The 24,032-nt window shown below is 65.5% G+C and carries 38 protein-coding genes; all 38 read right to left on the reverse strand.

Annotation, left to right across the window (positions count from 1 at the left end; genetic code table 11):
* Window positions 1–131: 131 nt before the first annotated feature.
* Complete coding sequence (gene rpmJ / locus KZC51_RS16395; protein WP_005050492.1) at window positions 132–248, reverse strand: 50S ribosomal protein L36; 117 nt, start codon at window positions 246–248, stop codon at window positions 132–134.
* Between the two features lie 65 nt (window positions 249–313).
* Entirely contained in the window at window positions 314–535 is a 222-nt protein-coding gene (gene infA, locus KZC51_RS16400; RefSeq protein WP_017201569.1) for a translation initiation factor IF-1, read from the reverse strand.
* Window positions 536–713: 178 nt separating this feature from the next.
* Window positions 714–1,052 (reverse strand): hypothetical protein, encoded by a 339-nt coding sequence (locus tag KZC51_RS16405; RefSeq protein ID WP_247631086.1) that lies wholly within the window; start codon window positions 1,050–1,052, stop codon window positions 714–716.
* 72 nt (window positions 1,053–1,124) lie between these two features.
* A complete protein-coding gene (locus tag KZC51_RS16410; protein WP_247631087.1) occupies window positions 1,125–1,802 on the reverse strand; it encodes a DsbA family protein in 678 nt (225 codons plus the stop codon).
* A gap of 103 nt (window positions 1,803–1,905) precedes the next feature.
* Window positions 1,906–2,754 (reverse strand): type I methionyl aminopeptidase, encoded by an 849-nt coding sequence (map, locus tag KZC51_RS16415; RefSeq protein WP_247631088.1) that lies wholly within the window; start codon window positions 2,752–2,754, stop codon window positions 1,906–1,908.
* 8 nt (window positions 2,755–2,762) lie between these two features.
* Window positions 2,763–3,359 (reverse strand): adenylate kinase, encoded by a 597-nt coding sequence (locus KZC51_RS16420; RefSeq protein ID WP_247631089.1) that lies wholly within the window; start codon window positions 3,357–3,359, stop codon window positions 2,763–2,765.
* The gene (gene secY / locus KZC51_RS16425; protein WP_247631090.1) at window positions 3,356–4,678 is read right to left on the reverse strand and encodes a preprotein translocase subunit SecY; all 1,323 of its coding nucleotides are present in this window, start codon (window positions 4,676–4,678) and stop codon (window positions 3,356–3,358) included. The genes KZC51_RS16420 and secY overlap by 4 nt, the downstream gene beginning before the upstream one ends.
* Window positions 4,679–4,807: 129 nt before the next feature.
* Window positions 4,808–5,443, reverse strand: coding sequence for a 50S ribosomal protein L15 (rplO, locus tag KZC51_RS16430; RefSeq protein ID WP_247631091.1), 636 nt, complete (start codon window positions 5,441–5,443; stop codon window positions 4,808–4,810).
* The gene (gene rpmD / locus KZC51_RS16435) at window positions 5,443–5,628 is read right to left on the reverse strand and encodes a 50S ribosomal protein L30 (RefSeq protein ID WP_046013417.1); all 186 of its coding nucleotides are present in this window, start codon (window positions 5,626–5,628) and stop codon (window positions 5,443–5,445) included. Before rpmD ends, rplO begins: the two co-directional genes overlap by 1 nt.
* Window positions 5,628–6,320, reverse strand: coding sequence for a 30S ribosomal protein S5 (rpsE, locus tag KZC51_RS16440; RefSeq protein ID WP_372491805.1), 693 nt, complete (start codon window positions 6,318–6,320; stop codon window positions 5,628–5,630). Before rpsE ends, rpmD begins: the two co-directional genes overlap by 1 nt.
* Before the next feature lie 20 nt (window positions 6,321–6,340).
* On the reverse strand, window positions 6,341–6,700 hold the full coding sequence (rplR, locus tag KZC51_RS16445) for a 50S ribosomal protein L18 (RefSeq protein ID WP_029260926.1): 360 nt from the start codon (window positions 6,698–6,700) through the stop codon (window positions 6,341–6,343).
* Between the two features lie 2 nt (window positions 6,701–6,702).
* Entirely contained in the window at window positions 6,703–7,239 is a 537-nt protein-coding gene (rplF, locus tag KZC51_RS16450) for a 50S ribosomal protein L6 (protein ID WP_247631092.1), read from the reverse strand.
* A 6-nt stretch (window positions 7,240–7,245) separates the two neighbouring features.
* Window positions 7,246–7,644 (reverse strand): 30S ribosomal protein S8, encoded by a 399-nt coding sequence (gene rpsH, locus KZC51_RS16455; RefSeq protein ID WP_247631093.1) that lies wholly within the window; start codon window positions 7,642–7,644, stop codon window positions 7,246–7,248.
* Window positions 7,645–7,789: 145 nt separating this feature from the next.
* On the reverse strand, window positions 7,790–8,380 hold the full coding sequence (gene rplE, locus KZC51_RS16460) for a 50S ribosomal protein L5 (protein ID WP_247631094.1): 591 nt from the start codon (window positions 8,378–8,380) through the stop codon (window positions 7,790–7,792).
* Window positions 8,380–8,727 carry a 50S ribosomal protein L24 gene (gene rplX / locus KZC51_RS16465; RefSeq protein ID WP_247631095.1) on the reverse strand — a complete coding sequence of 116 codons (348 nt, stop codon included), beginning with the start codon at window positions 8,725–8,727 and terminating at the stop codon, window positions 8,380–8,382. The genes rplE and rplX overlap by 1 nt, the downstream gene beginning before the upstream one ends.
* A gap of 2 nt (window positions 8,728–8,729) precedes the next feature.
* Window positions 8,730–9,098 (reverse strand): 50S ribosomal protein L14, encoded by a 369-nt coding sequence (rplN, locus tag KZC51_RS16470; protein WP_045278746.1) that lies wholly within the window; start codon window positions 9,096–9,098, stop codon window positions 8,730–8,732.
* Window positions 9,095–9,412, reverse strand: coding sequence for a 30S ribosomal protein S17 (gene rpsQ, locus KZC51_RS16475; protein ID WP_136028883.1), 318 nt, complete (start codon window positions 9,410–9,412; stop codon window positions 9,095–9,097). Before rpsQ ends, rplN begins: the two co-directional genes overlap by 4 nt.
* Window positions 9,412–9,729, reverse strand: coding sequence for a 50S ribosomal protein L29 (gene rpmC / locus KZC51_RS17780; RefSeq protein WP_105526205.1), 318 nt, complete (start codon window positions 9,727–9,729; stop codon window positions 9,412–9,414). The genes rpsQ and rpmC overlap by 1 nt, the downstream gene beginning before the upstream one ends.
* A complete protein-coding gene (gene rplP, locus KZC51_RS16485; protein WP_247631096.1) occupies window positions 9,729–10,148 on the reverse strand; it encodes a 50S ribosomal protein L16 in 420 nt (139 codons plus the stop codon). The genes rpmC and rplP overlap by 1 nt, the downstream gene beginning before the upstream one ends.
* Window positions 10,148–10,903, reverse strand: coding sequence for a 30S ribosomal protein S3 (gene rpsC, locus KZC51_RS16490; RefSeq protein WP_017201587.1), 756 nt, complete (start codon window positions 10,901–10,903; stop codon window positions 10,148–10,150). The genes rplP and rpsC overlap by 1 nt, the downstream gene beginning before the upstream one ends.
* Complete coding sequence (rplV, locus tag KZC51_RS16495) at window positions 10,903–11,301, reverse strand: 50S ribosomal protein L22 (RefSeq protein ID WP_045278749.1); 399 nt, start codon at window positions 11,299–11,301, stop codon at window positions 10,903–10,905. Before rplV ends, rpsC begins: the two co-directional genes overlap by 1 nt.
* Window positions 11,301–11,582, reverse strand: a complete 282-nt coding sequence (gene rpsS / locus KZC51_RS16500; protein WP_045278750.1) for a 30S ribosomal protein S19 — start codon at window positions 11,580–11,582, stop codon at window positions 11,301–11,303. Before rpsS ends, rplV begins: the two co-directional genes overlap by 1 nt.
* A 12-nt stretch (window positions 11,583–11,594) precedes the next feature.
* On the reverse strand, window positions 11,595–12,434 hold the full coding sequence (rplB, locus tag KZC51_RS16505) for a 50S ribosomal protein L2 (protein WP_141870961.1): 840 nt from the start codon (window positions 12,432–12,434) through the stop codon (window positions 11,595–11,597).
* A 20-nt stretch (window positions 12,435–12,454) separates the two neighbouring features.
* A complete protein-coding gene (gene rplW / locus KZC51_RS16510) occupies window positions 12,455–12,778 on the reverse strand; it encodes a 50S ribosomal protein L23 (RefSeq protein ID WP_017829206.1) in 324 nt (107 codons plus the stop codon).
* Window positions 12,775–13,437 (reverse strand): 50S ribosomal protein L4, encoded by a 663-nt coding sequence (rplD, locus tag KZC51_RS16515; protein WP_247631097.1) that lies wholly within the window; start codon window positions 13,435–13,437, stop codon window positions 12,775–12,777. Before rplD ends, rplW begins: the two co-directional genes overlap by 4 nt.
* Before the next feature lie 2 nt (window positions 13,438–13,439).
* Window positions 13,440–14,099, reverse strand: coding sequence for a 50S ribosomal protein L3 (gene rplC, locus KZC51_RS16520; protein ID WP_247631098.1), 660 nt, complete (start codon window positions 14,097–14,099; stop codon window positions 13,440–13,442).
* A gap of 8 nt (window positions 14,100–14,107) precedes the next feature.
* Entirely contained in the window at window positions 14,108–14,416 is a 309-nt protein-coding gene (rpsJ, locus tag KZC51_RS16525; protein WP_030147986.1) for a 30S ribosomal protein S10, read from the reverse strand.
* Between the two features lie 1,034 nt (window positions 14,417–15,450).
* On the reverse strand, window positions 15,451–15,663 hold the full coding sequence (locus KZC51_RS16530) for a hypothetical protein (protein WP_045278754.1): 213 nt from the start codon (window positions 15,661–15,663) through the stop codon (window positions 15,451–15,453).
* A gap of 182 nt (window positions 15,664–15,845) precedes the next feature.
* Entirely contained in the window at window positions 15,846–17,036 is a 1,191-nt protein-coding gene (gene tuf / locus KZC51_RS16535; protein ID WP_247631099.1) for an elongation factor Tu, read from the reverse strand.
* A gap of 149 nt (window positions 17,037–17,185) precedes the next feature.
* On the reverse strand, window positions 17,186–19,300 hold the full coding sequence (gene fusA, locus KZC51_RS16540) for an elongation factor G (protein WP_308194317.1): 2,115 nt from the start codon (window positions 19,298–19,300) through the stop codon (window positions 17,186–17,188).
* A gap of 84 nt (window positions 19,301–19,384) precedes the next feature.
* Window positions 19,385–19,855, reverse strand: coding sequence for a 30S ribosomal protein S7 (gene rpsG, locus KZC51_RS16545; RefSeq protein ID WP_017201608.1), 471 nt, complete (start codon window positions 19,853–19,855; stop codon window positions 19,385–19,387).
* Window positions 19,856–19,860: 5 nt separating this feature from the next.
* Window positions 19,861–20,229 (reverse strand): 30S ribosomal protein S12, encoded by a 369-nt coding sequence (gene rpsL, locus KZC51_RS16550; protein ID WP_017201609.1) that lies wholly within the window; start codon window positions 20,227–20,229, stop codon window positions 19,861–19,863.
* A gap of 262 nt (window positions 20,230–20,491) precedes the next feature.
* The gene (locus KZC51_RS16555; protein WP_247631100.1) at window positions 20,492–21,139 is read right to left on the reverse strand and encodes a spermidine/putrescine ABC transporter substrate-binding protein; all 648 of its coding nucleotides are present in this window, start codon (window positions 21,137–21,139) and stop codon (window positions 20,492–20,494) included.
* 60 nt (window positions 21,140–21,199) lie between these two features.
* Complete coding sequence (locus tag KZC51_RS16560) at window positions 21,200–21,631, reverse strand: DUF6121 family protein (protein WP_247631101.1); 432 nt, start codon at window positions 21,629–21,631, stop codon at window positions 21,200–21,202.
* A 68-nt stretch (window positions 21,632–21,699) separates the two neighbouring features.
* Window positions 21,700–22,689: an ABC transporter gene (locus KZC51_RS16565; RefSeq protein WP_247631102.1), complete on the reverse strand. Its 990-nt coding sequence runs from the start codon at window positions 22,687–22,689 to the stop codon at window positions 21,700–21,702.
* Between the two features lie 114 nt (window positions 22,690–22,803).
* On the reverse strand, window positions 22,804–22,956 hold the full coding sequence (locus KZC51_RS16570; RefSeq protein ID WP_247631103.1) for a hypothetical protein: 153 nt from the start codon (window positions 22,954–22,956) through the stop codon (window positions 22,804–22,806).
* A gap of 69 nt (window positions 22,957–23,025) precedes the next feature.
* Window positions 23,026–23,682: an HAAS signaling domain-containing protein gene (locus tag KZC51_RS16575; protein ID WP_247631104.1), complete on the reverse strand. Its 657-nt coding sequence runs from the start codon at window positions 23,680–23,682 to the stop codon at window positions 23,026–23,028.
* Between the two features lie 2 nt (window positions 23,683–23,684).
* A complete protein-coding gene (locus tag KZC51_RS16580; RefSeq protein WP_247631105.1) occupies window positions 23,685–24,011 on the reverse strand; it encodes a PadR family transcriptional regulator in 327 nt (108 codons plus the stop codon).
* Window positions 24,012–24,032 lie beyond the last annotated feature (21 nt).

Raw genomic sequence — 24,032 nt, forward strand, 5'->3', positions numbered from 1 at the left:
GCCTCCGCCCGAGGTGTCCCCCTTCTGGGCCCCTGAGCCTGTCGAAGGGCCCGGGAGGGAAGGGTTCTGATCCTGCCGTCTGTGTATTCAGTTATGAGATGTGCGCGAGCGATGCCGCGCAACGCCGGTGCTTAGCCCTGGCGCTGCTTGTGACGCGGGTTGCTCTTGCAGATCACCATGACGCGGCCGTGACGGCGGATCACCTTGCAGTGATCGCAGATGGGCTTGACGCTGGGGTTGACCTTCATGATGTTTCCTGTTCGCTGTCTTCGTACCGCCCCGATGCCGAGGCAGGCCGTTACTTCTCGACCGGTCAGCGGTAGCGGTAGACGATACGGCCGCGGGTGAGGTCGTAGGGGCTGAGCTCCACGACCACGCGGTCCTCGGGGATGATACGGATGTAGTTCTGCCGCATCTTGCCGGAGATCGTTGCCAGGACCTTGTGTCCGTTGCTGAGCTCAACGCGGAACATCGCGTTGGGCAGTGCTTCGGAGATCACGCCCTCGATCTCGATGACACCGTCTTTCTTAGCCATAGCCTCGCTGACGCTTCTGCAGACCGGTCGATCTGCGGTGGGTGATTGGATTGTGGTGCTGCACCGCCGGACACGCCGAATCAAGGCACAAAGCACCAAAGATCTATATTAGACGACGAAGGGAGTTCCGGCAACCTGAGCAGGATGCCGGAACTCCCTTCGCGTTCCCGGTGGGGGGCTAGGCCTTGCTGACCGAGTACGAGACTTTGCCTTTCGAGTAGAACGGCTTGTGACAGCCACTGTCCCACACGAATGACTGCGACGCGCGGATCACCTTGGTCTTGGTGAAGGCCTGATACCCGGGGAGAGACTGGCACGTCACCTTCACAGTGACCTTCTTGCCGGGGTCAACCCGACACGTACCTACAACGTCTGGCTTCTCGTTCGCCCAGCTGAGATTGCAGGTCGTTGCGGCGCTCGCGGGTGCGGCGGTCAGCACTCCGGCGCCCAGAGCGCCCATCACGATCGCTGCGCCTGCGAATAGCTTCGCGCCAATCGAGCGGTACTTCGTCTTCATTCCCTGTCCTCCGGTCGTATCGAATCGATTGATTCGATGCGACCGTAACTCGCACGAGTCCGGGACCGGGCGTTATCCCAGTATCTTGCTGAACTCCGCCTGGATGTCTGCGTTGTTGATGCGATCGCCGTTGATCACCACAGTCGGCGTTCCCACGCGCCCGGTGTCGGGGTCCGGCGGAGTGTTCTTCGTCTGGTCCGCTACGAACTTCGAATACGTGCCGTCGGTGATGCAAGAGACCGCGGCCTCCGCGCCGGCCTGTGTGGCGAGGTCGCCGAGCTGCTCGTCAGTGAGCCCTGCAGTGCCTTCCTGCGGCTGGTTGGCGAAGAGCGAGTTGAAGTAATCGAGCGCGGAGTCCGGAGCCTCAGCCGCCACGCAGTACATCGAGTTGGCGGCGCGCGTCGAGTACTTCGAGTTCTGCGACTGGAAGTCAAGAATAGAGATCGGATGGATGTTCAAGGTGATCTTGTCATCCGCCGCCGCCGTTTGGAGCTGCTCGCCATACGCGTCCTCGAATTGCCCGCAGACGGGGCACATGAAGTCAACGTAGGTGTCGATGCTGTCTTCGCCACCCCCGAAGGTGATGGCTCCGGTTTTATCATCCACAATCGCGCTCTGCGGTGCGACGCCGGGAGCCGTGGCCTGGTTGTTCAGGAACACCACGAGTCCGCCCAGGGCGACCAGTACGACGACCACGGCGGCGGAGACGCCGATCGCGAACCAGTTGGTGTTGCTCTTCGCCGCTGCCATTGTCTTCCGTTTCTCTCGGTATCGCCGCACCTCATGCAGGCGCATGTACCTTTGGATTCTGCCGTATCAGCCTATGCGGTTCGTGTGAGGGATGCCCGCAGGATCAGGCGACAGGTACCGGCACGATGCCGAACGGCGCCAGGCCGGCGGCACCGCCATCCGCCGCCGTGAGCACCCAGATCCCGCCCACGTGACGGGCGACGCTGTGTTCCCAGTGCGAACCATCGCTACCGTCGACGGTCGTGACGGTCCAGTCGTCGTCCTCGATGTAGGTCGCCTCGCCGCCCGCGGTCACCATGGGCTCGATCGCCAGGACGAGGCCGTCCTTGATCTCGGGGCCGGGATCCGGCGTGCGGTAATTGAAGACGCTCGGCGCCTCGTGCATCTTGCGTCCGATGCCATGGCCGACGTACTCGCGGAGGATGCCGTAGGTCTCCCCCGACACGGCCGATGGCCCCTGCGCCTCGATGTACTCCTGGATGGCTGCGCCGATCTCGCCGATGTGCGACGCCGTGGCCATGGCCGCGACTCCGGCCCAGAGCGAGCCCTCTGTGACGCGCGAGAGCTCCTCGCGTCGGGCGACGAGCTCAGGGCGCTCCGGGTCCGGAACGACGAAGGTCACGGCGCTGTCGCCGTTCCAGCCCTCGAACTGCGCACCGCAGTCGACGGACACGATGTCGCCCGGCTGCAGGACGAGCTCACCGGGGATGCCGTGCACGACCTGCGCGTTCACCGACACGCAGATGGTGTGGTGGTAGCCGCGCACGAGCTGGAAGTTGGACTCCGCTCCCCGCTCGACGATCACGCGGTTGGCGGCCTCATCGAGCTCGAGCGTCGTGACACCGGGCCGGATCAGCGGACGCACCGCGTCCAGGGCCGCTGCGGTGATGAGACCGGGCTCGACCATGGCCCGCAACTGAGCCGGAGTCTTGTAGATCGACCGACGGAACATCGGTCCGCTCAGGCCGCGAGGCGAAGACCACGAGCGGTCAGCGCAGCGAAGATACGCGAGGTGATCTCCTCGAGCGATCCGACCCCATCGATGCGGTCGACGATGCCCTTGGCGCCGTAGACCTCGAGGATCGGCGCCGTCTCACGCTCGTAGATGTCGAGGCGGTGACCGATGGCCTCCGGCGTGTCATCCGAACGCCCCTGCTCGGTCGCACGCAGCGTGAGCCGCGACAGGCTCTCCTCGCGTGGGACATCGAGCAGGATCACGGCGTCGAGAGCGACGCCCCGCTCGGCCAGGAACGCCTCGAGGTGCGCCACCTGCGCCGTGTTGCGGGGGTAGCCGTCGAGCAGGAACCCGTTCGCCGCATCCTCCTGCGACAGGCGGTCGCGCACGATCTCGCTGGTCAGCTCGTCCGGCACCAGATCACCCTTGTCGAGGATCGCCGTGACCTGCTGGCCGAGCGGCGTCCCCTCCTTGATATTCGCGCGGAAGATGTCTCCCGTCGACACCACGGGGATGCCGTACGACTCGGCGATGCGCACACCCTGCGTGCCCTTGCCGGAGCCCTGAGGGCCGACGATCAGGAGACGTGCGGATGCTGTCATCGAAGAAGCCCTTCGTAGTGGCGCTGCTGCAGCTGCGCGTCGATCTGCTTGACCGTCTCAAGACCCACACCCACGATGATCAGGATCGAGGCGCCACCGAACGGGAAGTTCTGGTTGGCGCCGACCGTGGCGAGGGCGATGAGCGGAATCAGCGCGATGAGACCCAGGTAGATGGAACCGGGGAGCGTGATACGTGTGAGCACGTAGTCGAGGTACTCGGCGGTCGGACGTCCGGCACGGATGCCCGGGATGAACCCGCCGTACTTCTTCATGTTGTCGGCGACCTCGACCGGGTTGAACGTGATCGCGACGTAGAAGTAGGTGAAGCCGATGATGAGCAGGAAGTACACGGCCATGTAGACCGGGTGGTTGCCCGTGGTGAAGTTCGCACTGATCCAGGAGACCCATGCCGGCGGAGTCGATCCGTCCTGCGGGGTGTTGAACTGCGCGATCAGCGCCGGGATGTACAGCAGCGACGAGGCGAAGATCACGGGGATCACACCCGCCATGTTCACCTTGATCGGGATGTAGGTGTTCGTACCGCCGTAAGTGCGGCGTCCGACCATCCGCTTGGCGTACTGCACCGGGATGCGACGCTGCGACTGCTCGACGAACACGACGAGACCCATCACGATGATGCCCACCAGGAGCACGAGCAGGAAGACCTCGAAGCCCTTGCTCTCCCAGATCATCCACATGGCGCCGGGGAAGGTGGCGGAGATCGAGGTGAAGATCAGGAGGGACATGCCGTTGCCGATGCCACGCTCGGTGACGAGTTCCGCGAACCACATGATGAGTCCGGTACCGGCGGTCATCGCCATGATGATGAGCAGCTGCGCCCACCACACGTCATTCGTGAGCAGGTTCTGGCAGGCGGCGACATCCGTCGTGCCGAAGAGCTGGCCGCTGCGGGCCACCGTGACCAGCGTGGTCGACTGCAGCAGCGCCAGCGCGATGGTGAGGTAGCGCGTGTACTGGGTCAGGCGGGCCTGACCGGCCTGGCCTTCCTTGTGCAGCGCCTCGAAGTGCGGAATGACGACGCGCAGCAGCTGCGTGATGATCGTCGCGGTGATGTAGGGCATGACGCCCAGCGCGAAGATCGACAGCTGCAGAAGCGCTCCGCCGGAGAAGAGGTTGACCAGACCGAGCAGTCCGTCTGCGCCCGAGTTCTGGGCGAGGCACTCCTCCACGTTCGGGAAATGCACGAACGGGGCAGGCACGTTGGAGCCCAGCCGGTAGATGGCGACGATCGCCAGGGTGAAACCGATCTTCCGACGCAGGTCGGGCGTGCGGAAGATCCGCGCGATGGCGCTAAACAAGGACGTTCCTCCTGAAAGGGTTGCCGAATCCCGAAGGGCGGCTGAAAGACCAGGGTAACCTACACGGACCAGGCGGGGAGACCAACCACAAGAGGGGCCGGAGAATCTCCGGCCCCTCTTGCCTGGTGGTTACTTGACGGATCCGCCGGCAGCCACGATCTTCTGCTCGGCAGAACCCGAGACCTTGTCGACCGCGACGGTGAGCTTCACGGCGATGTCGCCGTTTCCGAGAACCTTGACCTTCTCGTTCTTGCGAACGGCACCCTTGGCGACGAGGTCGCTGATGGTGACGTCGCCACCCTTCGGGTACAGCTCCGCGAGCTTCTCCAGGTTCACGACCTGGTACTCCACGCGGAACGGGTTCTTGAACCCGCGCAGCTTCGGGGTGCGCATGTGCAGAGGCATCTGCCCACCCTCGAAGCCGACGCGAACGGTGTTGCGAGCCTTGGTGCCCTTGGTACCACGACCGGCGGTCTTACCCTTGGAGCCCTCACCACGACCGACACGGGTCTTCGCGGTGTTGGCGCCGGGGACCGGACGCAGGTGGTGAACCTTCAGCACGCCGGGGCGGGATGCCGGAGCATCCTTCTTCGGCGCAGCCTTCTTGGCGGCGGGCTTCTTGGCCGCAGCGTCAGCCTTGGCGTCGGAGGCGGCGGCCTTGGCCGGAGCCTTCTTCGCTGCGGGCTTCTTCTCGGCGGCAGCCTTGGGAGCGGCAGCCTTCTTCGGGGCCTTCTCGGCCTCGACGGCGTCGTTCTTCTCAGCCATTAGTCGATCTCCTCAACCTTGACGAGGTGGGCGACGGTCTTGACGTAACCGCGCGTCTGCGCGTCGTCGGGGCGAACGGTGCTGTCGCCGATTCGCTTGAGACCGAGGCTGCGCAGCGTGTCACGCTGGTTCTGCTTCTCACTCACCTTGGACTTGACCTGCGTGACCTTGAGGCGCGAAGCCATCAGGCACCTACCTTCTGTGCGGCGATGGCCTCGGCCTCCGCACGGACGAGACGCGCCGGAGCCACCTGGTCGAACTCGAGACCACGACGCGCGGCGACCGCACGGGGCTCCTCGAGCTGCTTCAGAGCAGCGACGGTCGCGTGCACGATGTTGATCGTGTTCGACGAGCCGAGGGACTTCGACAGGACGTCGTGGATACCGGCGCACTCGAGCACGGCGCGGACGGGACCACCGGCGATAACACCGGTACCGGCCGCGGCCGGGCGCAGCAGAACCACACCGGCGGCCGCCTCACCCTGCACCGGGTGCGGGATCGTGCTGCCGACGCGCGGAACGCGGAAGAAGTTGCGCTTGGCCTCTTCGACACCCTTCGAGATCGCGAGGGGAACCTCACGAGCCTTGCCGTATCCGACACCGACGAGACCGTTGCCGTCACCGACGACCACGAGAGCGGTGAAGCTGAAGCGACGTCCACCCTTCACGACCTTCGAGACACGGTTGATGGTGACCACACGCTCGAGGAACTGGTTGTCCCCACGATCGCGCGAGTTGCGGTCACGTCCGCCGCCCTGGTTGCGATCGCGTCCGCCGCCACGGCGGCCTTCGCGAGCAGGCTCGGCCTGGGTCGTACCGGCGGCCGTCTCAGAGACGACTGCGGCCGCCTCAGGAGCGGCAGCTGCCGTTTCGGTCACTTCGTTCTCCTTGTTGTCACTCACAGTGCCAGCCCCCCTTCACGGGCGCCATCGGCGATGGCTGCGACACGACCGGCGTAGCGGTTGCCACCACGGTCGAACACTGCCTCGGAAACGCCGGCAGCCTTTGCGCGCTCGGCGAGAAGCTCGCCGACCTTGCGAGCCTTGGCGGTCTTGTCACCCTCGAGCGAGCGCAGGTCGGTCTCGAGCGTCGAAGCCGACGCCACGGTGTGACCCTTGCTGTCGTCGACGAGCTGCACGAAGACGTGGCGAGCCGAACGGTTGACGACGAGGCGCGGCCGCACCTCGGTGCCGACGACCTTCTTGCGAAGGCGGGCGTGACGACGCGCGCGGGCGTCAGACTTTGACTTGAGAGCCATGGTTACTTACCACTCTTTCCGGCCTTGCGACGCACGATCTCGCCGGCGTAGCGCACACCCTTGCCCTTGTACGGCTCGGGCTTGCGGATCTTGCGGATGTTGGCAGCTGCCTCGCCGACAGCCTGCTTGTCGATTCCGCTGACGGTGAGCTTGTTGTTGCCCTCGACCGTGAGCGTGATCCCGGCGGGCGGGTCGATCAGGACCGGGTGCGAGAAGCCGAGTGCGAACTCGACCGAGCTGCCCTTCTGAGCCACGCGGTAACCGGTTCCGACGACCTCGAGACCCTTGGTGTAGCCCTGGGTCACGCCGATGATGTTGTTGTTGATGAGCGTGCGGGTCAGGCCGTGAAGCGACCGCGACGCGCGCTCGTCGTCGGGACGGGAGACCAGAATCTGGTTCTCCTCGACCGCGACCTCGATGGGGCTGGCCACCGTGAGGGTGAGTTCACCCTTGGGGCCCTTCACCGCGACCTCACGGCCGTCGACCGAAACGGTGACGCCCGCAGGCACGTCGATGGGAAGTCGTCCAATACGCGACATTTCGAATTACCACACGTAGGCGAGAACTTCTCCGCCCACGCCCTTCTGCTCTGCCTGACGGTCGGTGAGAAGACCGGAGGAGGTGGACAGGATGGCCACGCCGAGGCCGCCGAGGACCGTGGGGAGCTCCGTGGACTTCGCGTACACGCGGAGGCCGGGCTTCGAGACACGCTTGATGCCTGCGATCGACCGCTCACGGTTCGGGCCGTACTTCAGCGTCAGCGTCAGGTTCTTTCCGACGCGAGCGTCAGAGGTCTCCCAGCCGGCGATGTAGCCCTCCTGCTGGAGGATGGCGGCGATGTTCGTCTTCAGCTTGCTCGACGGCAGGGTCACGGATTCGTGGTGCGCCGAGTTCGCGTTGCGCAGACGGGTCAGCATATCTGCGACCGGGTCTGTCATTGTCATGGTTTTGTTCCTTTGTTCATGAGGTTCCGGCTGCCGTTACACGACAGACGGCCTGCGATGAGCACGCAATCTTCAATTGTACGTGCACATTGGCGATGAATCCGACAGGCTCAGAAACCCGAGGGTTCCTGAGCCTGTCGAGGGATCACGCCTGTGCGTCTTCCGAGCGGAACGGGAAGCCGAGGTGGCGGAGCAGTGCCCGACCCTCGTCATCCGTCTTCGCGGTGGTGACGACGGTGATGTCGAAGCCGCGAACCCGGTCGATGCGGTCCTGATCGATCTCGTGGAAGACGCTCTGCTCCTGGAGACCGAAGGTGTAGTTGCCGTTGCCGTCGAACTGCTTGCCCGAGAGTCCGCGGAAGTCGCGGATACGAGGCAGTGCGAGCGAGACGAGGCGGTCCACGAACTCCCAGGCGCGGTCACCGCGGAGGGTGACGTGCGCGCCGATGGGCTGTCCCTCACGCAGCTTGAACTGCGCGATGGACTTGCGGGCCTTCGTGACGATCGGCTTCTGGCCGGTGATCTTGGTGAGGTCGTCGACCGCGCCATCGATCACCTTGCTGTCGCGAGCTGCCTCGCCGACACCGGTGTTCACGACGACCTTGACCAGTCCGGGGATCTGCATGACGTTCGCGTAACCGAACTCTTCCTGCAGAGCCTTCTTGATCTCAGAGTTGTACTTCGCCTTCAGGCGGGGCTGCACCTTGACAGCCTCCGCAGCGTCAGTAGCTGCCATCAGAGGTCCTTACCGCTCTTCTTCGCGAAGCGCACGCGGACGTTGCGCTTGACGCCGTCCTTCACCTGCTCCTCGACCCGGTGGCCGACCTTGGTCGGCTTCTTGGTCGAAGGGTCGACGAGTGCGACATTCGAAATGTGGATGGGAGCCTCGACAGTCTCGAGGCCACCCGTCTTGGTGCCACGCTGCGTCTGACCGACGCGGGTGTGCTTGGTGACGTAGTTCACGCCCTCGACGACGACGCGGTTGCGCTCGGACAGGATCTCGAGGACCTTGCCCTGCTTGCCGCGCTCGTCCTTGGATCCGGTGATGACCTGAACCAGGTCACCCTTCTTGATCTTCGCCATGATTAGATGACCTCCGGCGCCAGCGACACGATCTTCATGAACTTCTTGTCGCGAAGCTCACGACCGACCGGCCCGAAGATACGGGTGCCGCGGGGCTCCCCGTCGTTCTTCAGGATGACGGCGGCGTTCTCGTCGAACTTGATGTACGAGCCGTCAGGACGGCGCGTCTCCTTCTTGGTGCGGACGATGACCGCCTTGACGACGTCGCCCTTCTTGACGTTTCCACCGGGGATCGCGTCCTTGACGGTCGCGACGATGGTGTCGCCCAGGCCGGCGTAACGACGCTTGGAGCCACCGAGCACACGGATGGTGAGCAGCTCCTTGGCACCGGTGTTGTCGGCGACCTTGAGTCGGGATTCCTGCTGAATCACTTGGCCTTCTCCAGAATCTCCACCAGACGCCAGCGCTTCGTGGCGCTCAGCGGGCGGGTCTCGTTGATGAGGACCAGGTCGCCGATGCCGGCGGTGTTCGCCTCATCGTGCGCCTTGACCTTCGAGGTGCGGCGGATGACCTTGCCGTAAAGCGGGTGCTTCACGCGGTCCTCGACCTCGACCACGATGGTCTTGTCCATCTTGTCGCTGACGACGTAGCCACGACGCGCCTTGCGGTACCCACGGGCATCCGCATCGCGGACGTCGTGAGCGGCGTGCTCAACCTCGACGGCTGCTTCCTTCTTGGTGGCCATCACTCAGCCTCTTCCTTCACGGCGTCGTCAGCGGAGTCCGCCTTCTTCGCCTTCGACTTGGTCGCCTTCTTCGCCGGGACCTCGACCGGAGCGGGCGTCGCACGGATGCCCAGCTCGCGTTCGCGGATCACGGTGTAGAGACGCGCGATGTCGCGCTTGACGGCGCGGATGCGGCCGTGGCTCTCCAGCTGGCCGGTGGCCGACTGGAAACGGAGGTTGAACAGCTCCTCCTTGGCCTTACGCAGCTCCTCGACGAGGCGCTGGTCTTCGAACGTGTCGAGCTCTGTAGGAGCGAGCTCCTTGGTGCCGATCGCCATTACGCGTCGCCCTCCTCGCGCTTGATGATGCGTGCCTTGAGCGGCAGCTTGTGAATGGCACGGGTCAGTGCCTCGCGAGCGAGTTCCTCGCTCACGCCGGCGACCTCGAAGAGGACGCGACCCGGCTTGACGTTGGCGACCCACCACTCGGGAGAACCCTTACCGGAACCCATGCGGGTCTCAGCAGGCTTCTTCGTGAGCGGACGGTCCGGGTAGATGTTGATCCACACCTTGCCGCCACGCTTGATGTGACGCGTCATGGCGATACGAGCGGACTCGATCTGACGGTTCGTCACGTAAGCGGGCGAGAGCGCCTGGATGCCGAAGTCTCCGAACGAGACCTTGGTGCCACCAGTAGCCTGACCCGAACGACCGGGGTGGTGCTGCTTGCGGAACTTGACCTTACGGGGGATGAGCATTATGCCGACGCTCCTTCTGCAACAGGTGCCTCGTTGCGCGGGGCACGACGGCGGTCGCCGCCACGGTCGTCGCGACGGGCCTTCGGTGCGTTGGCCTGCTCGCGAGCGAGCTCCTTCGCGGTGAGGTCGCCCTTGTAGATCCAGACCTTCACGCCGATGCGGCCGAAGGTGGTCTTGGCCTCGTAGAAGCCGTAGTCGATGTTCGCGCGCAGCGTGTGCAGCGGCACACGACCCTCGCGGTAGAACTCCGAACGGCTCATCTCGGCGCCGCCGAGGCGGCCGGAGACCTGGATACGGATGCCCTTGGCGCCAGCGCGCTGTGCGCCCTGGAGACCCTTGCGCATCGCACGACGGAACGCCACACGAGCAGAGAGCTGCTCGGCGATGCCCTGCGCGACGAGCTGAGCGTCAGCCTCGGGGTTCTTGACCTCGAGGATGTTCAGCTGGATCTGCTTGCCCGAGAGCTTCTCGAGGTCGCCACGGATACGCTCGGCCTCTGCACCACGGCGACCGATCACGATGCCCGGACGGGCGGTGTGGATGTCGACGCGGACGCGGTCACGGGTGCGCTCGATCTCGATGTTCGAGACACCGGCGCGGTCCAGCTGCGTCTTCAGCAGGTTGCGGATCTTGATGTCCTCGGCGACGTAGTCGGCGTAGCGCTGACCCGGCTTCGTCGAGTCCGAGAACCAACGCGACACGTGGTCCGTGGTGATGCCGAGACGGAAGCCGTACGGGTTTACCTTCTGTCCCATTACTTGCTCGCCTTCTTGTTGCTGTCACCCGTGGCGGCCGGAGCTGCCTCAGGCGTCGAGAGCACGACCGTGATGTGGCTCGTGCGCTTCTTGATCTGGAAAGCGCGACCCTGTGCACGGGGCTGGAAACGCTTGAGCGTCGTGCCCTCGTCGACGTAGGCGTTAGCCACGTACAGGTCCTGCTCGTCGAGGTACTCGCCGTCGCGATCCGCCTTGACCTGCGCGTTGGCCATAGCCGACGCGACAAGCTTGTAGATCGGCTCACTGGCGCTCTGCTGTGCGAACTTCAGGATCGCCAGAGCCTCCTGGGCCTGCTTGCCCTTGATGAGCGCAACGACACGACGAGCCTTCTGAGGGGTCACGCGGATGTGTCGCACGCGTGCGATCGATTCGACCATTAGCGGCGCCGCCCCTTCTTGTCGTCCTTCTCGTGGCCGCGGAAGGTGCGGGTGGGCGCGAACTCGCCCAACTTGTGACCGACCATGGTCTCGGACACGAACACAGGGATGTGCTTGCGACCGTCGTGGACCGCGATCGTGTGACCCAGCATGGCCGGGATGATCATGGACCGGCGAGACCAGGTCTTGATGACGTTCTTCGTGCCCTTTTCGTTCTGACCGATCACCTTGCGAAGCAGGTGCTCGTCGACGAAGGGGCCCTTCTTAAGACTGCGAGGCATCTTCTCTTACTCCTACTTACGCTTCTTGCCGGCGTTACGACGACGCACGATGTACTTGTCGCTTTCCTTGTTGGCGTGACGGGTGCGACCCTCAGCCTGACCCCAGGGGGAGACCGGGTGACGACCACCGGAGGTCTTACCCTCACCACCACCGTGCGGGTGGTCGACCGGGTTCATGGCGACACCACGGACGGTCGGGCGGACGCCCTTCCAGCGCATGCGGCCGGCCTTACCCCAGTTGATGTTCGACTGCTCGGCGTTGCCGACCTCGCCGATGGTCGCGCGGCAGCGCGCATCGACGTTGCGGATCTCGCCCGAGGGCAGACGCAGCTGGGCGTAGGGGCCATCCTTGGCGACGAGACGGACCGAGACTCCGGCCGAACGTGCCATCTTCGCGCCGCCACCGGGGCGGAGCTCGATCGCGTGGATGACGGTACCCGTCGGGATGTTCTTCAGCGGGAGGTTGTTGCCCGGCTTGATGTCAGCCCCGGCGCCCGACTCGACGATGTCGCCCTGCTTCAGCTTGTTCGGCGCGATGATGTAGCGCTTCTCGCCGTCGAAGTAGTGCAGCAGCGCGATGCGTGCGGTGCGGTTGGGGTCGTACTCGATGTGAGCGACCTTGGCGTTGACGCCGTCCTTGTCATTGCGACGGAAGTCGATGACGCGGTACTGGCGCTTGTGGCCACCACCGATGTGACGGGTCGTGATGCGGCCCTGGTTGTTGCGACCACCGGTCTTCGAGAGCGGGCGCAGCAGCGACTTCTCCGGCGTCGATCGAGTGATCTCGGCGAAGTCAGCCACCGACGAGCCGCGACGGCCCGGGGTCGTGGGCTTGTACTTGCGAATAGCCATTATTGTCCTTATCCCCCGGGTCAGCCGATTGCCGTGAAGATGTCGATGGTGCCCGACTTCAGGGTGACGATGGCGCGCTTGGTGTCCTTGCGCTTGCCGGTTCCGAAGCGGGTGCGACGAGCCTTGCCGACGCGGTTGAGGGTGTTGACCCCAGCGACCTTGACGCCGAAGATCTTCTCGATGGCGAGCTTGATCTCGGTCTTCGAAGCGCGCGGGTCGACGAGGAAGGTGTACTTGCCTTCATCGATGAGACCGTAGCTCTTCTCGGACACGACCGGCTTCAGGATGATGTCGCGCGGGTCCTTGTTCAGGGCCGTCTGGAGAACAGATGCCTGCTCGCTCATGCGGAGACCTCCTGGTTGGCGCCGGACTTCGAGGCGATGAACCCCTCGAGCGCGGCCTGGGTGAAGACGATGTCGTCGGAGACGAGCACGTCGTAGGCGTTGAGCTGGTCGAACGTCAGCACGTGCAGGTTCGACAGGTTGCGGATGCTCTTCAGCGTCACGTCGTCGCCCCGCTCGATCACGACGAGCACGTTCTTCGACGAGACGACGTTGGTGAGGAAGCTCACCGCGGACTTCGTCGAAGGCGTGCCGTCGATCCCGAAGGACTCGATGGCGTGGATGCGGTCACCGCGGAAGCGGTCGCTGAGCGCGCCCAGGAGGGCGGCGGCGATCATCTTCTTGGGGGTGCGCTGCGAGTAGTCGCGCGGCTTCGGTCCGTGGACGATGCCACCACCGGTCATGTGCGGCGCGCGGATGGAACCCTGACGGGCGTTACCCGTGCCCTTCTGCTTGAAGGGCTTGCGGCCGGCACCGGAGACCTCACCGCGACGCTTGGTCGAGTGCGTTCCCTGGCGAGCCGCCGCGAGCTGCGCGACGACGACCTGGTGGATCAGCGGGATGTTCGTCTTGGCGTCGAACAGCGCGGCGGGAAGCTCGATCGAGCCTGCCTTCTTGCCGTCTGCCTTGAGGACGTCGAGCGCGAGAGTGGAGTCAGCCATGGTCAGGCACCCTTCACTGCGTTGCGGACATAGACGATGCGGCCACGAGCACCGGGGACGGCGCCCTTGACGAGCAGCAGACCCTTCTCGATGTCGATGGCGTGCACCGTGAGGTTGAGGACGGTCACGCGCTCGCCACCCATACGGCCGGCCATGCGCATGCCCTTGAAGACGCGGCTCGGGGTCGACGATGCGCCGATGGAGCCGGGCTTGCGGTGGTTGCGGTGCGAACCGTGCGATGCCGAGACGCCCTTGAAGTTGTGACGCTTCATGACACCGGCGAAGCCCTTGCCCTTGCTCGTGCCGACGACGTCGACGAGCTGGCCGGCCTCGAACGTGCCGTCGACCGTGAGCTCCTGACCGAGTGAGTAGTCAGCAGCATCCGCGGTGCGGATCTCGGTGACGTGGCGTCGCGGCGTGACGCCGGCAGCCTCGAAGTGAGCCGTGAGGGGCTTGTTCACCTTGCGCGGGTCGATCTGGCCGTACGCGATCTGCACGGCGTTGTAGCCGTCCTTCTCGGGCGTGCGAACCTGAGTCACCACGTTGGGTGCGAGTTCGATGACGGTGACGGGGATGAGCTTGCCGCTCTCGTTCCACACCTGGGTCATGCCGAGCTTCGTGCCCAGCATGCCCTTGGAAATCTTTGCGTTGATATCAGCCATGTCGAACCTCAGAGCTTGATCTCGATGTTGACATCGGCCGGGAGGTCGAGACGCATCAGCGAGTCGACAGCCTTGGGCGTCGGGTCGACGATGTCGATCAGACGCTTGTGGGTGCGCATCTCGAAGTGCTCGCGGCTGTCCTTGTACTTGTGGGGCGACCGGATGACGCACACGACGTTCTTCTCGGTCGGAAGCGGCACGGGGCCGACGACGGTCGCGCCCGCACGGGTCACGGTGTCGACGATCTTGCGTGCCGACGAGTCGATGACCTCGTGGTCATACGACTTCAGGCGAATGCGGATTTTCTGTCCCGCCATTGTCTGCTCACTCTCTTTAAGCGTCTTACCGACCTGGGCCGGATGGCCCGGGGGCATTGGACGCACGTCGGCGCTGTTCGCGCCTCGGCACTCGAACGGCTCTCGCGAGTCGATCTGCTGCACCACTGTTCTTCTGTCAGCCCGGGCACCTCTCAGCGACCGGGATGCCGACGTCTGCCGCACATGGCGGAGCCCTCATCATGAAGGTGTCGGGGGTTGTGTTCTGCTACCCGCGGCCTAGAACCCTGCAGCTCCCGGAGGAGACGCCGTCTATGCACTGCCCTGGTAGTGATCCGGCATACGCATAGCGCGCCGAAATGTCGAACCTGTCTATTCTGCCACGGCTGATTTCACTTGTGCAAACCCGGGCGTGTCGCGCGTCGGATCCGACATCGCGAAGCGGGGTCCGCCCCCTCCCCCGCAGCCATCTGCGGCCATGTCCTGAGGGTCAGATCTCTCCGTTCTGCGCGCGAACTGCAGGAGGGACGGCGGCGTGCAGGACGCATCGGCGGCATGTCATCCGACGCCTCGCGATCACTCCTGCAGATGGCGGTCGGTCACGGCGCCTCGGTCGATACCGAACGTCGATATCGACCAGGGGTCGAATGACGTCACGCCGCAGGAGATAGCGGGGCGAGGCATCCCCATGCCTCGCCCCGCTTGGGGAGGGCGTTCAGTGCGAGGGGGCACACCGAACGCGAGGAATCCGGCGTGAAGGGACGCCAGGATCCTCGTTCGAGGGCGCGGCGGAGAACCCGCTGCGCGAGCGGGGCGGAATGGCGGCGCACAGACGGCGCGCAGCGCACGGTGATCCCCAAATCGATTCCCCAGTTGTGAGCACGGCGACCGCCGTGCAGCTTCGGTGCGTCGAACCCCTTCGATGCACCAGGTCGCAAGATCCCCAGGCGACTGACCACAGTCTACGGGTTCCGCATCACGGATGCGAGCGTCCCGGCCAATGATTCTCGGGGAGGAACGCGGAGACGGCGGCCCACCTCAGTGGGTCGCCGTCTCTGCGAAGCTCGGTCGAGCGCTTACTCGTTGCCGACAGCCTTGTCGGCACTGTCGCGGATCTCGTCGATCTTGTCCGCCGCCCCCGGAGCGATCTTCTTGGCGAAGTCGGCCACCCCGTCGAGCACCTTGTCGCTGATGTCCTCGGCCTGCTCGCTCTTGACCGCCTCGGCGATCTTGTCCTTGTTCTGCTCGAAGAGATCCTTGCCCTTGTTCACGGCGTCTTCGATACCCATGTTGTCCCCCTTAGCGGTGTGTGCTGCCGACCGGTCAGGTCGATCAACCTCATTGTGCATGTCCGCATCGGGGAACGGAACCCTCGACACTGATTGATACCGCAGATGTCTCCGCGCCTCGTCCCCTCAACGACAGCAGGGCCGGACCCGAAGGTCCGACCCTGCTGCGAGAAAGCAGATGCTTACTTGATGATCTTCGTGACCGTACCGGCGCCGACGGTGCGTCCACCCTCACGGATGGCGAAGCCGAGGCCCTCCTCCATGGCGATCGGCTGGATCAGCTCGACCGTCACGTCGGTGGTGTCGCCGGGCATGACCATCTCGGTGCCCTCGGGCAGCGTGATGACGCCGGTGACGTCGGTGGTGCGGAAGTAGAACTGCGGGCGGTAGTTCGTGTAGAACGGGTTGTGACGCCCACCCTCATCCTTGGACAGGATGTACGCGGTACCGGCGAAGTCGGTGTGCGGCGTGACCGAACCCGGCTTGACGATGACCTGACCGCGCTCGACGTCCTCACGCTTCGTGCCACGGAGCAGGAGACCGCAGTTCTCGCCGGCCCAGGCCTCGTCGAGCTGCTTGTGGAACATCTCGATACCCGTGACCGTGGTCTTGACGGTCGGACGCAGTCCGACGATCTCGACCTCGGAGTTGATGGCCAGCGTGCCACGCTCGGCGCGGCCGGTGACGACGGTTCCACGACCGGTGATCGTGAAGACGTCCTCGACGGGCATCAGGAACGGCTTGTCCTTGTCGCGCACGGGGTCGGGAACGTTCTCGTCGACGGCCTCCATGAGGTCGAGGATCGACTGGACCCACTTCTCGTCGCCCTCGAGGGCCTTGAGAGCGGAGACGCGGACGACAGGGGCGTCCTCGGCGAAGCCCTGCGAGGCGAGCAGCTCGGAGACCTCGAGCTCGACGAGCTCCAGGATCTCCTCGTCCTCGACCATGTCGGACTTGTTCAGCGCGACGAGCAGGTACGGAACGCCGACCTGCTTGGCGAGCAGCACGTGCTCACGCGTCTGCGCCATCGGGCCGTCGGTGGCGGCGACCACGAGGATCGCGCCGTCCATCTGAGCCGCACCGGTGATCATGTTCTTGACGTAGTCGGCGTGGCCGGGGGCGTCGACGTGCGCGTAGTGGCGCTTCGGGGTCTCGTACTCGATGTGCGAGATGTTGATGGTGATACCACGCTGGCGCTCTTCCGGCGCCGAGTCGATGGAAGCGAAGTCGCGCTGCACGTTGGTGTCAGACGGGAACTTGTCAGCAAGCACCTTCGAGATCGCTGCGGAGAGCGTGGTCTTGCCGTGGTCAACGTGACCGATGGTTCCGATGTTGACGTGCGGCTTGGTCCGCTCGAACTTGGCCTTAGCCACTGGGTCCTCCTCAGGACGTCATGTAGAGGTTGCCGGGCACTGGTTTGCGACCGGTTCTCTACGGGTGTGAATCTCAGTTTAGTAGAGAGGGAATGTGAAGTTGTAGGGGACCTGAGAGCCGGGCCGGAACCCGGCTCTCAGAAAGACGATTACTCGCCCTGGTTCTTCTGGACGATCTCGTCGGCCACAGCGCGGGGAACCTCAGCATAGCTGTGGAACTCCATCGAGTAGACGGCACGACCCGAGGTCTTCGAGCGCAGGTCGCCGATGTAGCCGAACATCTCGGACAGCGGCACGTGCGCACGGACGACCTTGACGCCTGCAGCGTCTTCCATCGACTGGATCTGACCGCGACGCGAGTTCAGGTCACCGATGACGTCACCCATGTACTCCTCGGGAGTACGCACCTCGACCGCCATCAGCGGCTCGAGGAGCACGGGGTTCGCCCGACGAAGAGCTTCCTTGAAGCCCATCGATCCGGCGATCTTGAACGCCATCTCCGAGGAGTCGACGTCGTGAGCGGCACCATCGACGATGGTGGCCTTCACGCCGACGATCGGGTAGCCGGCGAGCACGCCGACGTTCATGCCGTCCTGGAAACCGGCATCGATCGATCCGATGTACTCACGAGGGATGCGACCACCGGTGACGGCGTTCACGAACTCGTAGGTCTTGTCGCCGTCCAGGTCGAGAGGCTCGATGTTGAACTGGATCTTTGCGAACTGACCCGATCCACCCGTCTGCTTCTTGTGGGTGTAGTCGTACTTCTCGACGGCCTTCTTGATCGTCTCGCGGTACGCGACCTGGGGCTTTCCGACGTTCGCCTCGACGTTGAACTCGCGCTTCATGCGATCCACGAGGATGTCGAGGTGCAGCTCGCCCATGCCCTTGATGGTCGTCTGACCGGTCTCGGGGTTGAGCTCCGTGCGGAAAGTCGGGTCCTCCTCAGCGAGCTTCTGGATGGCGACACCCAGCTTCTCCTGGTCGGCCTTGGTCTTCGGCTCGATGGCCACCTCGATGACCGGCTCCGGGAACGTCATCGACTCGAGGACGACCGGCTCGGCGGGGTCGGTGAGGGTGTCACCCGTGGTGGTGTCCTTCAGACCGATGACCGCGTAGATGTTTCCCGCGGTGACCGAGGGGACCGGGATCTCCTTGTTGGCGTGCATCTGGAAGATCTTCCCGATGCGCTCCTTCTTGCCCTTGGTCGAGTTGACGACCGCGGAGCCCGACTCGAGGTGACCCGAGTAGACGCGCACGTAGGTGAGACGACCGAAGAACGGGTGCACGGCGACCTTGAACGCGAGGGCCGCGAACGGGTCATTGGCGTCGGGGTGACGCTCGATGATCGTGTCGTAGTCCTTGGGGTCGTGCGCCTCGATGGAACCCACGTCGAGGGGGTTCGGGAGGTAGTCGACGACCGCGTCGAGCATCGGCTGGACACCGCGGTTCTTGAACGCGGAGCCACAGAGCACCGGGTAGATCTCGGAGGCGACGGTCAACTTGCGGATCGCGCCCTTGATCTCGGCGACGGTGAGCTCCTCGCCACCGAAGAACTTCTCGAGCAGCGCGTCGTCGGTCTCCGCGACGGTCTCGAGGAGAGCCTGACGGTACTCGTCGGCCTTCTCCTTGAGGTCGGCCGGGATCTCCTGGATCTCGTAGGAGGCGCCCATGGTGACGTCACCCTTCGAGTCTCCGGCCCAGACGAGGGCACGCATCTCGACGAGGTCGATCACACCGATGAAGTCGTTCTCTGCGCCGATGGGCAGCTGGATGACCAGCGGCTTCGCGCCGAGACGGTTGATGATCGTGTCGACCGTGAAGTAGAAGTCCGCGCCGAGCTTGTCCATCTTGTTGACGAAGCAGATGCGGGGGACGTTGTACTTGTCAGCCTGACGCCACACGGTCTCGGACTGGGGCTCGACGCCCTCCTTGCCGTCGAACACGGCGACGGCACCGTCGAGGACGCGGAGCGAACGCTCCACCTCGACCGTGAAGTCCACGTGACCGGGGGTGTCGATGATGTTGATCTGGTTCTTGTTCCAGTAGCAGGTCACGGCGGCAGACGTGATCGTGATGCCGCGCTCCTTCTCCTGCTCCATCCAGTCGGTCGTCGAGGCGCCATCGTGCGTCTCGCCGAGCTTGTGGTTGACGCCCGTGTAGAACAGGATGCGCTCGGTCGTCGTGGTCTTGCCGGCATCGATGTGCGCCATGATGCCGATGTTGCGGACCTTGCTCAGGTCGGTGAGCACGTCTTGTGCCACAGGAGTGTCCTTATCTGTCGAGCAGTGGTACTGCGAAGAGTGGGTGCCCGCCCCCGGCGAGTGGCCGGGGGCGAGCGAAGCTGTTTACCAGCGGTAGTGAGCGAACGCGCGGTTCGACTCGGCCATCTTGTGAGTGTCTTCACGGCGCTTGACCGCGGCACCCAGGCCGTTCGACGCGTCCAGGATCTCGTTCTGGAGGCGCTCGGTCATCGTCTTCTCACGACGACCCTTGGCGTAGCTGACGAGCCAGCGCAGCGCGAGGGTGTTCGCGCGGTGCGGCTTGACCTCGACCGGCACCTGGTAGGTCGAACCACCGACGCGGCGGCTGCGGACCTCGAGGGTCGGGCGCACGTTGTCGAGCGCCTTCTTGAGGGTGGCGACGGCATCCTGACCGTTCTTCGCCTCGACGCCGCGGAGGGCACCGTAGACGATCGACTCGGCCAGCGACTTCTTGCCGTCGACGAGGATCTTGTTCACCAGCGAGGTGACGATCGGAGCGCCGTATACCGGGTCGTTGACGACGGGGCGCTTGGGGGCGGGACCCTTACGAGGCATCTAACTCAACCCTTCTTCGCGCCGTAGCGGGAACGAGCCTGCTTACGGTTCTTGACAGCCTGGGTGTCCAGGGCGCCACGGACGATCTTGTAACGCACACCGGGGAGGTCCTTGACACGACCGCCGCGGACGAGCACGAGCGAGTGCTCCTGCAGGTTGTGGCCCTCACCGGGGATGTACGCGGTGACCTCGGTGCCGTTGCGGAGCTTCACACGAGCGACCTTGCGCATCGCCGAGTTCGGCTTCTTCGGGGTGGTGGTGTAGACGCGGGTGCAGACCCCGGCCTGCTGCGGGTTCGACTTCAGGGCGGGCGCCTTGGTCTTGGTGACCTTGGGCGAGCGACCCTTGCGAACCAACTGCTGAATGGTTGGCACGTTCTCTCCTCATAGTGCTGCACGGTGACAGCGTGATGGGTTTCACATCATGACCCACCGGCACGCCGGAATCGACGCGCTTTGTGGTGTGGTGGGTATGCCGTGGAGGCGGACCGGCAAGGTGCCGGCGCCCAGTGCACACGCCGAGACGTGCACACACCTGATCAAGTGTAATGGCGCGTAACGTGACGGTCAAATGAGGGCGGACCGGATTCCGGCGACTCCCCCACCGCTGACGGGCGTCGTGCCCGTGGACGCGGGGTCAGGGCGCGTCGGGGTCGAACGGCGAGTCGAGCGACTGCGTCAATTCGGCGAGGAGTGCCTCGATCTGCGGCTCGACGTGCTGCGAGATCGCCGCCTGGATGGACAAGCGGTGCCGCAGCAGCAGGCCGCAGACCTCGCGCCCGATCATGTTCGCGTACTCGTCGGCCAGGCCGACCTCCTGGCGCAGTGCGGCCTTCGCCTCGTCGGACAGGGGCGGCAGGGGCGGCAGCTCGGCAGCCGCATCGTCTGCGAGTCCGGCGATCGTGAACAGGAAGGGAGCGCCGGCGACCGGTTCCGGATCCAGCGGCAGCCCGTCGAACTCCGGGTCGAGGTCCTCGTTCGGGCGGTAGGCGCGGGCGCGGTTGCGTGCAGCCTGCTGATCGAGCTCGCGCTGCAGGGTGGGCAGATTCCGCGCGGTGTACTCGGCGACCGCGTGGTCCACGATCGTCTTGATCCGGGTCGAGAGACCGTGCTGCACACCGTGCGGGACATCAGCTCCGATCCCGGCGGCGGAAAGGATGGGAGAGCCGAGGCAGCGGCGGCACGGGGCCACGCGGCCCCGATGGGTGGCCGGCTCCCAGCGCGGCACCCAGCGCAACCAGGACTCGACAGCCTGGTCCACCTGCGCCTCCAATGAACGCTCCACACCGACAGCGTACGGCGCTCACGCCACCCGCGCGCCGATTTCTGCCGCGACGGCGGGGCGTCACTCCTCTTCGTCGCGCTCCCAGGGCCAGCGCGGCCTGGCTGATCGCGTACGTCGCAGCGCGATGCCGGACCAGGCCGCGATCGCGGCAGCGATGATCAGCACGACGCTCGGCCCGCCGCGGACCAGGTCGCCTGCGACGGCCGTCGCGGTGATCAGACCGCCCGTTCCGATGAGCACGGCGATCCACACGCCGACCAGATGCCCGAGCGCCGTCGCCAGCGAGATCGCCAGCGAGGCGGCAGAGGAGGGGGAACGCCGACGCAGCGTGAGCCCCAGCATCAGAGCGAACACGAGGAGGGCGATCAGCATCCCGGTCACCCCCGGCCCCTGGCCGAGACCGGGCACCGAGATGATGTCGGTATCCGTCGCCGCGCTCACCGCACCGAGACCGAAGACCGCGAGCGCGAAGAATCCGATGGTGGCGAGCACCAGCGCCAGGATGGCCGAAACCCCCGCGGACTCAGGTCCGCGGGGGTTCGGCGTGGTGGCGTTCGTGATTACCTCGCCAGCGTGGGGCCGGCCTCGAGCGTGCGCTCGTACTCGCGCTGCGCCTCGGCGTTCTGCTCGGTCTTGCGAGCGCCGCTGCGCGCGACCCAGGCGCCGAACCAGATGGTGAGCTCGCGGGCGAAGATGAAGGCGGCGATCGCGAGAGGCGCAAGGAGCTGCTCGCCGACGAGTTCGGATGCGGCCGAGGGGGTGAGCGTGAGGATGCCCGCCTCGAAGATCTGGCCGAGGAGGTGCCCACCGTAGGCGATGGCGCCCACGATGATGCCGAACACGACCCACAGACCCCAGCGGCCGCGGTTGATGATCGCGCCCAACAGCCAGAAACCGATGAAGAAGACGACGACCGGCGTCCAGTACCCCCACGTCGCAAGCGGCGCGAGTGCGGACTGACCGATGTTCTCGCCGGTCACGTCTCCCGCGAGAGCACCGAGGCCCAGCGTCGTGCCGAGGTACAGGACGGCGAAGACGAGCGTGGCGAGCAGACCGATCGCACCCGCGGTTCCCCGATTGCCGCGGTCGCGCGGCGGCTCGGGAGCCTGCACGAAGATCGGCTGCGGGAGCTGCGGAGATGCCGCGGCGACGAGCAGGGGCTCGGAGGGAACGACCTGGGTGTCAGCAGCGCCGTACGCCGGCGCGTAGGCGGCATCGGCCACGGAGGGTTCCTCGACGTGCGAGGCCGGAGCGGCGAAGACGGCGGTCGCGTCCGAATCGCGGTCGGAGCTGACGACTGCCGGCGGCGCTGCGGCAGCGGCCGGAGGCGCGAAGGTACCGGGGTAGGAGCGCTCGGCCTCTTCGAAGGCGGCGAGGTCGGGGTCGACGGCCTTCTCCTCGATCGGACGTTCGACGGCGTCGGGTTCCTGGACCGCACCGGGGACGTCGGCGCCCGCTGCGGCCGCAGCGTCCAGGCCGGCGTTCGCGCTGCCGACGACGTCGTCGACGTCTGACGGCTTCTCGGGCTGGGGAACGTCGGGGTCACTCATGGGGGTGCGCCTCTCATCGGATGTCTGCATTGCGAGGGTACCGCCGGGAGCGCGGGCGCTCAGGGAGGCGTGCCGACGTGTCGCCAGACCCCGTCACCCGCACTGCGTGCGTGATCAGGGCAGTGCGTTGCGCAGGGCCGTGTCGGCGAACTCGGCGAGCACGGGGAGCATGGGGAGCGAGAGCCAGAGCAACGCCAGGATCACACCGGTGCAGAACACGCCGGCGATCCAACTCATCGCCAGATTGCGCCCAGCCACCCGTGCCATGGTCCCACCGTACGACGAGGCCCGGCCGCGACGCGGAAGCAACGCCGAGCATTCGTGCGCGTCGCCCGATCAGCGCGTTGCGCGTCCCCGCAGCCGCCACAGCAGCCAGAGTCCCGACGCGGGGATGAGGACCAGCCCCAGCGCGATCACTCCGAACCAGATGAAGTCGTACCACGCGGGCAGCAGGGGGTTTGCGACGGGCGGCGGTGTCCCGGTGCCCGAGGAGCTGCCGCTCGTCTCGGCGACGGCGAAACCCTGCATGGTCGTGATCAGGACGGCCGTGAGCACGAACACGCTGAACGGCACCACGATGGCGACGACCTTCTCCCACGTCTTCCACAGCGCACTGAGGCTGACCAGCGCGGCGCCGACGAACCAGCCGACGACGGGCACGATGATCCCGCCGAAGCTCAGGGTCAGCGCCGCCGTGATCGCGAAGCCGCGCGTCGACGTGATCGGCGGACGAGGGGCCTCCGGTGCGGGCACGGGAGCCGCCACGACGAAGGTCGGCCCGGCCGGCGTCTCATCCTGCGCCTCACGCGCGATCGCCACCGGGTCGCCCAGCTGCGCGATCCTCGCGGCGGTCGCGGCGGCGTCCAGGCCGTGCAGCTCTTCGGCGATGCCCCCGCGGATGTCGGCGGCGACGCCGTGCGGCAGTCCGCGCATGGCCTCGTCGAGTCGCGCGAGATAGTCCTCGCGCAGCCCCTCAGCGGTGGTCTCGGTCATGATCATCCCTCTCCGACGATGCCAGTGACGACACGGGCGAACGGGGCCCACTGCGCACGGAACCGGGCGAGCTGCTCGATTCCGGCATCCGTGAGCCGGTAGTACTTGCGCACCGGCCCGCTCTCCGAGGGGAGGTCGAACGTGCTGACCCAGCCGTTGTCCCTCAGCCTGCCCAGCAGGGGGTAGAGCGTGCCGATGCTGGCGATCAGGCCCGCCTGCGTGAGCGCGTCCGCCAGCTGCCAGCCGTACATCGGCTCGCGCGAGAGCAGCCCGAGCACGCAGTACTCGACCACCCCTTTACGCATCTGCGCGCCGATGTCAGCTGTCATGCATCACAAGGTAGCATGCGT

This window comes from Microbacterium croceum (assembly GCF_023091245.1).
GTDB lineage: Bacteria > Actinomycetota > Actinomycetes > Actinomycetales > Microbacteriaceae > Microbacterium > Microbacterium croceum.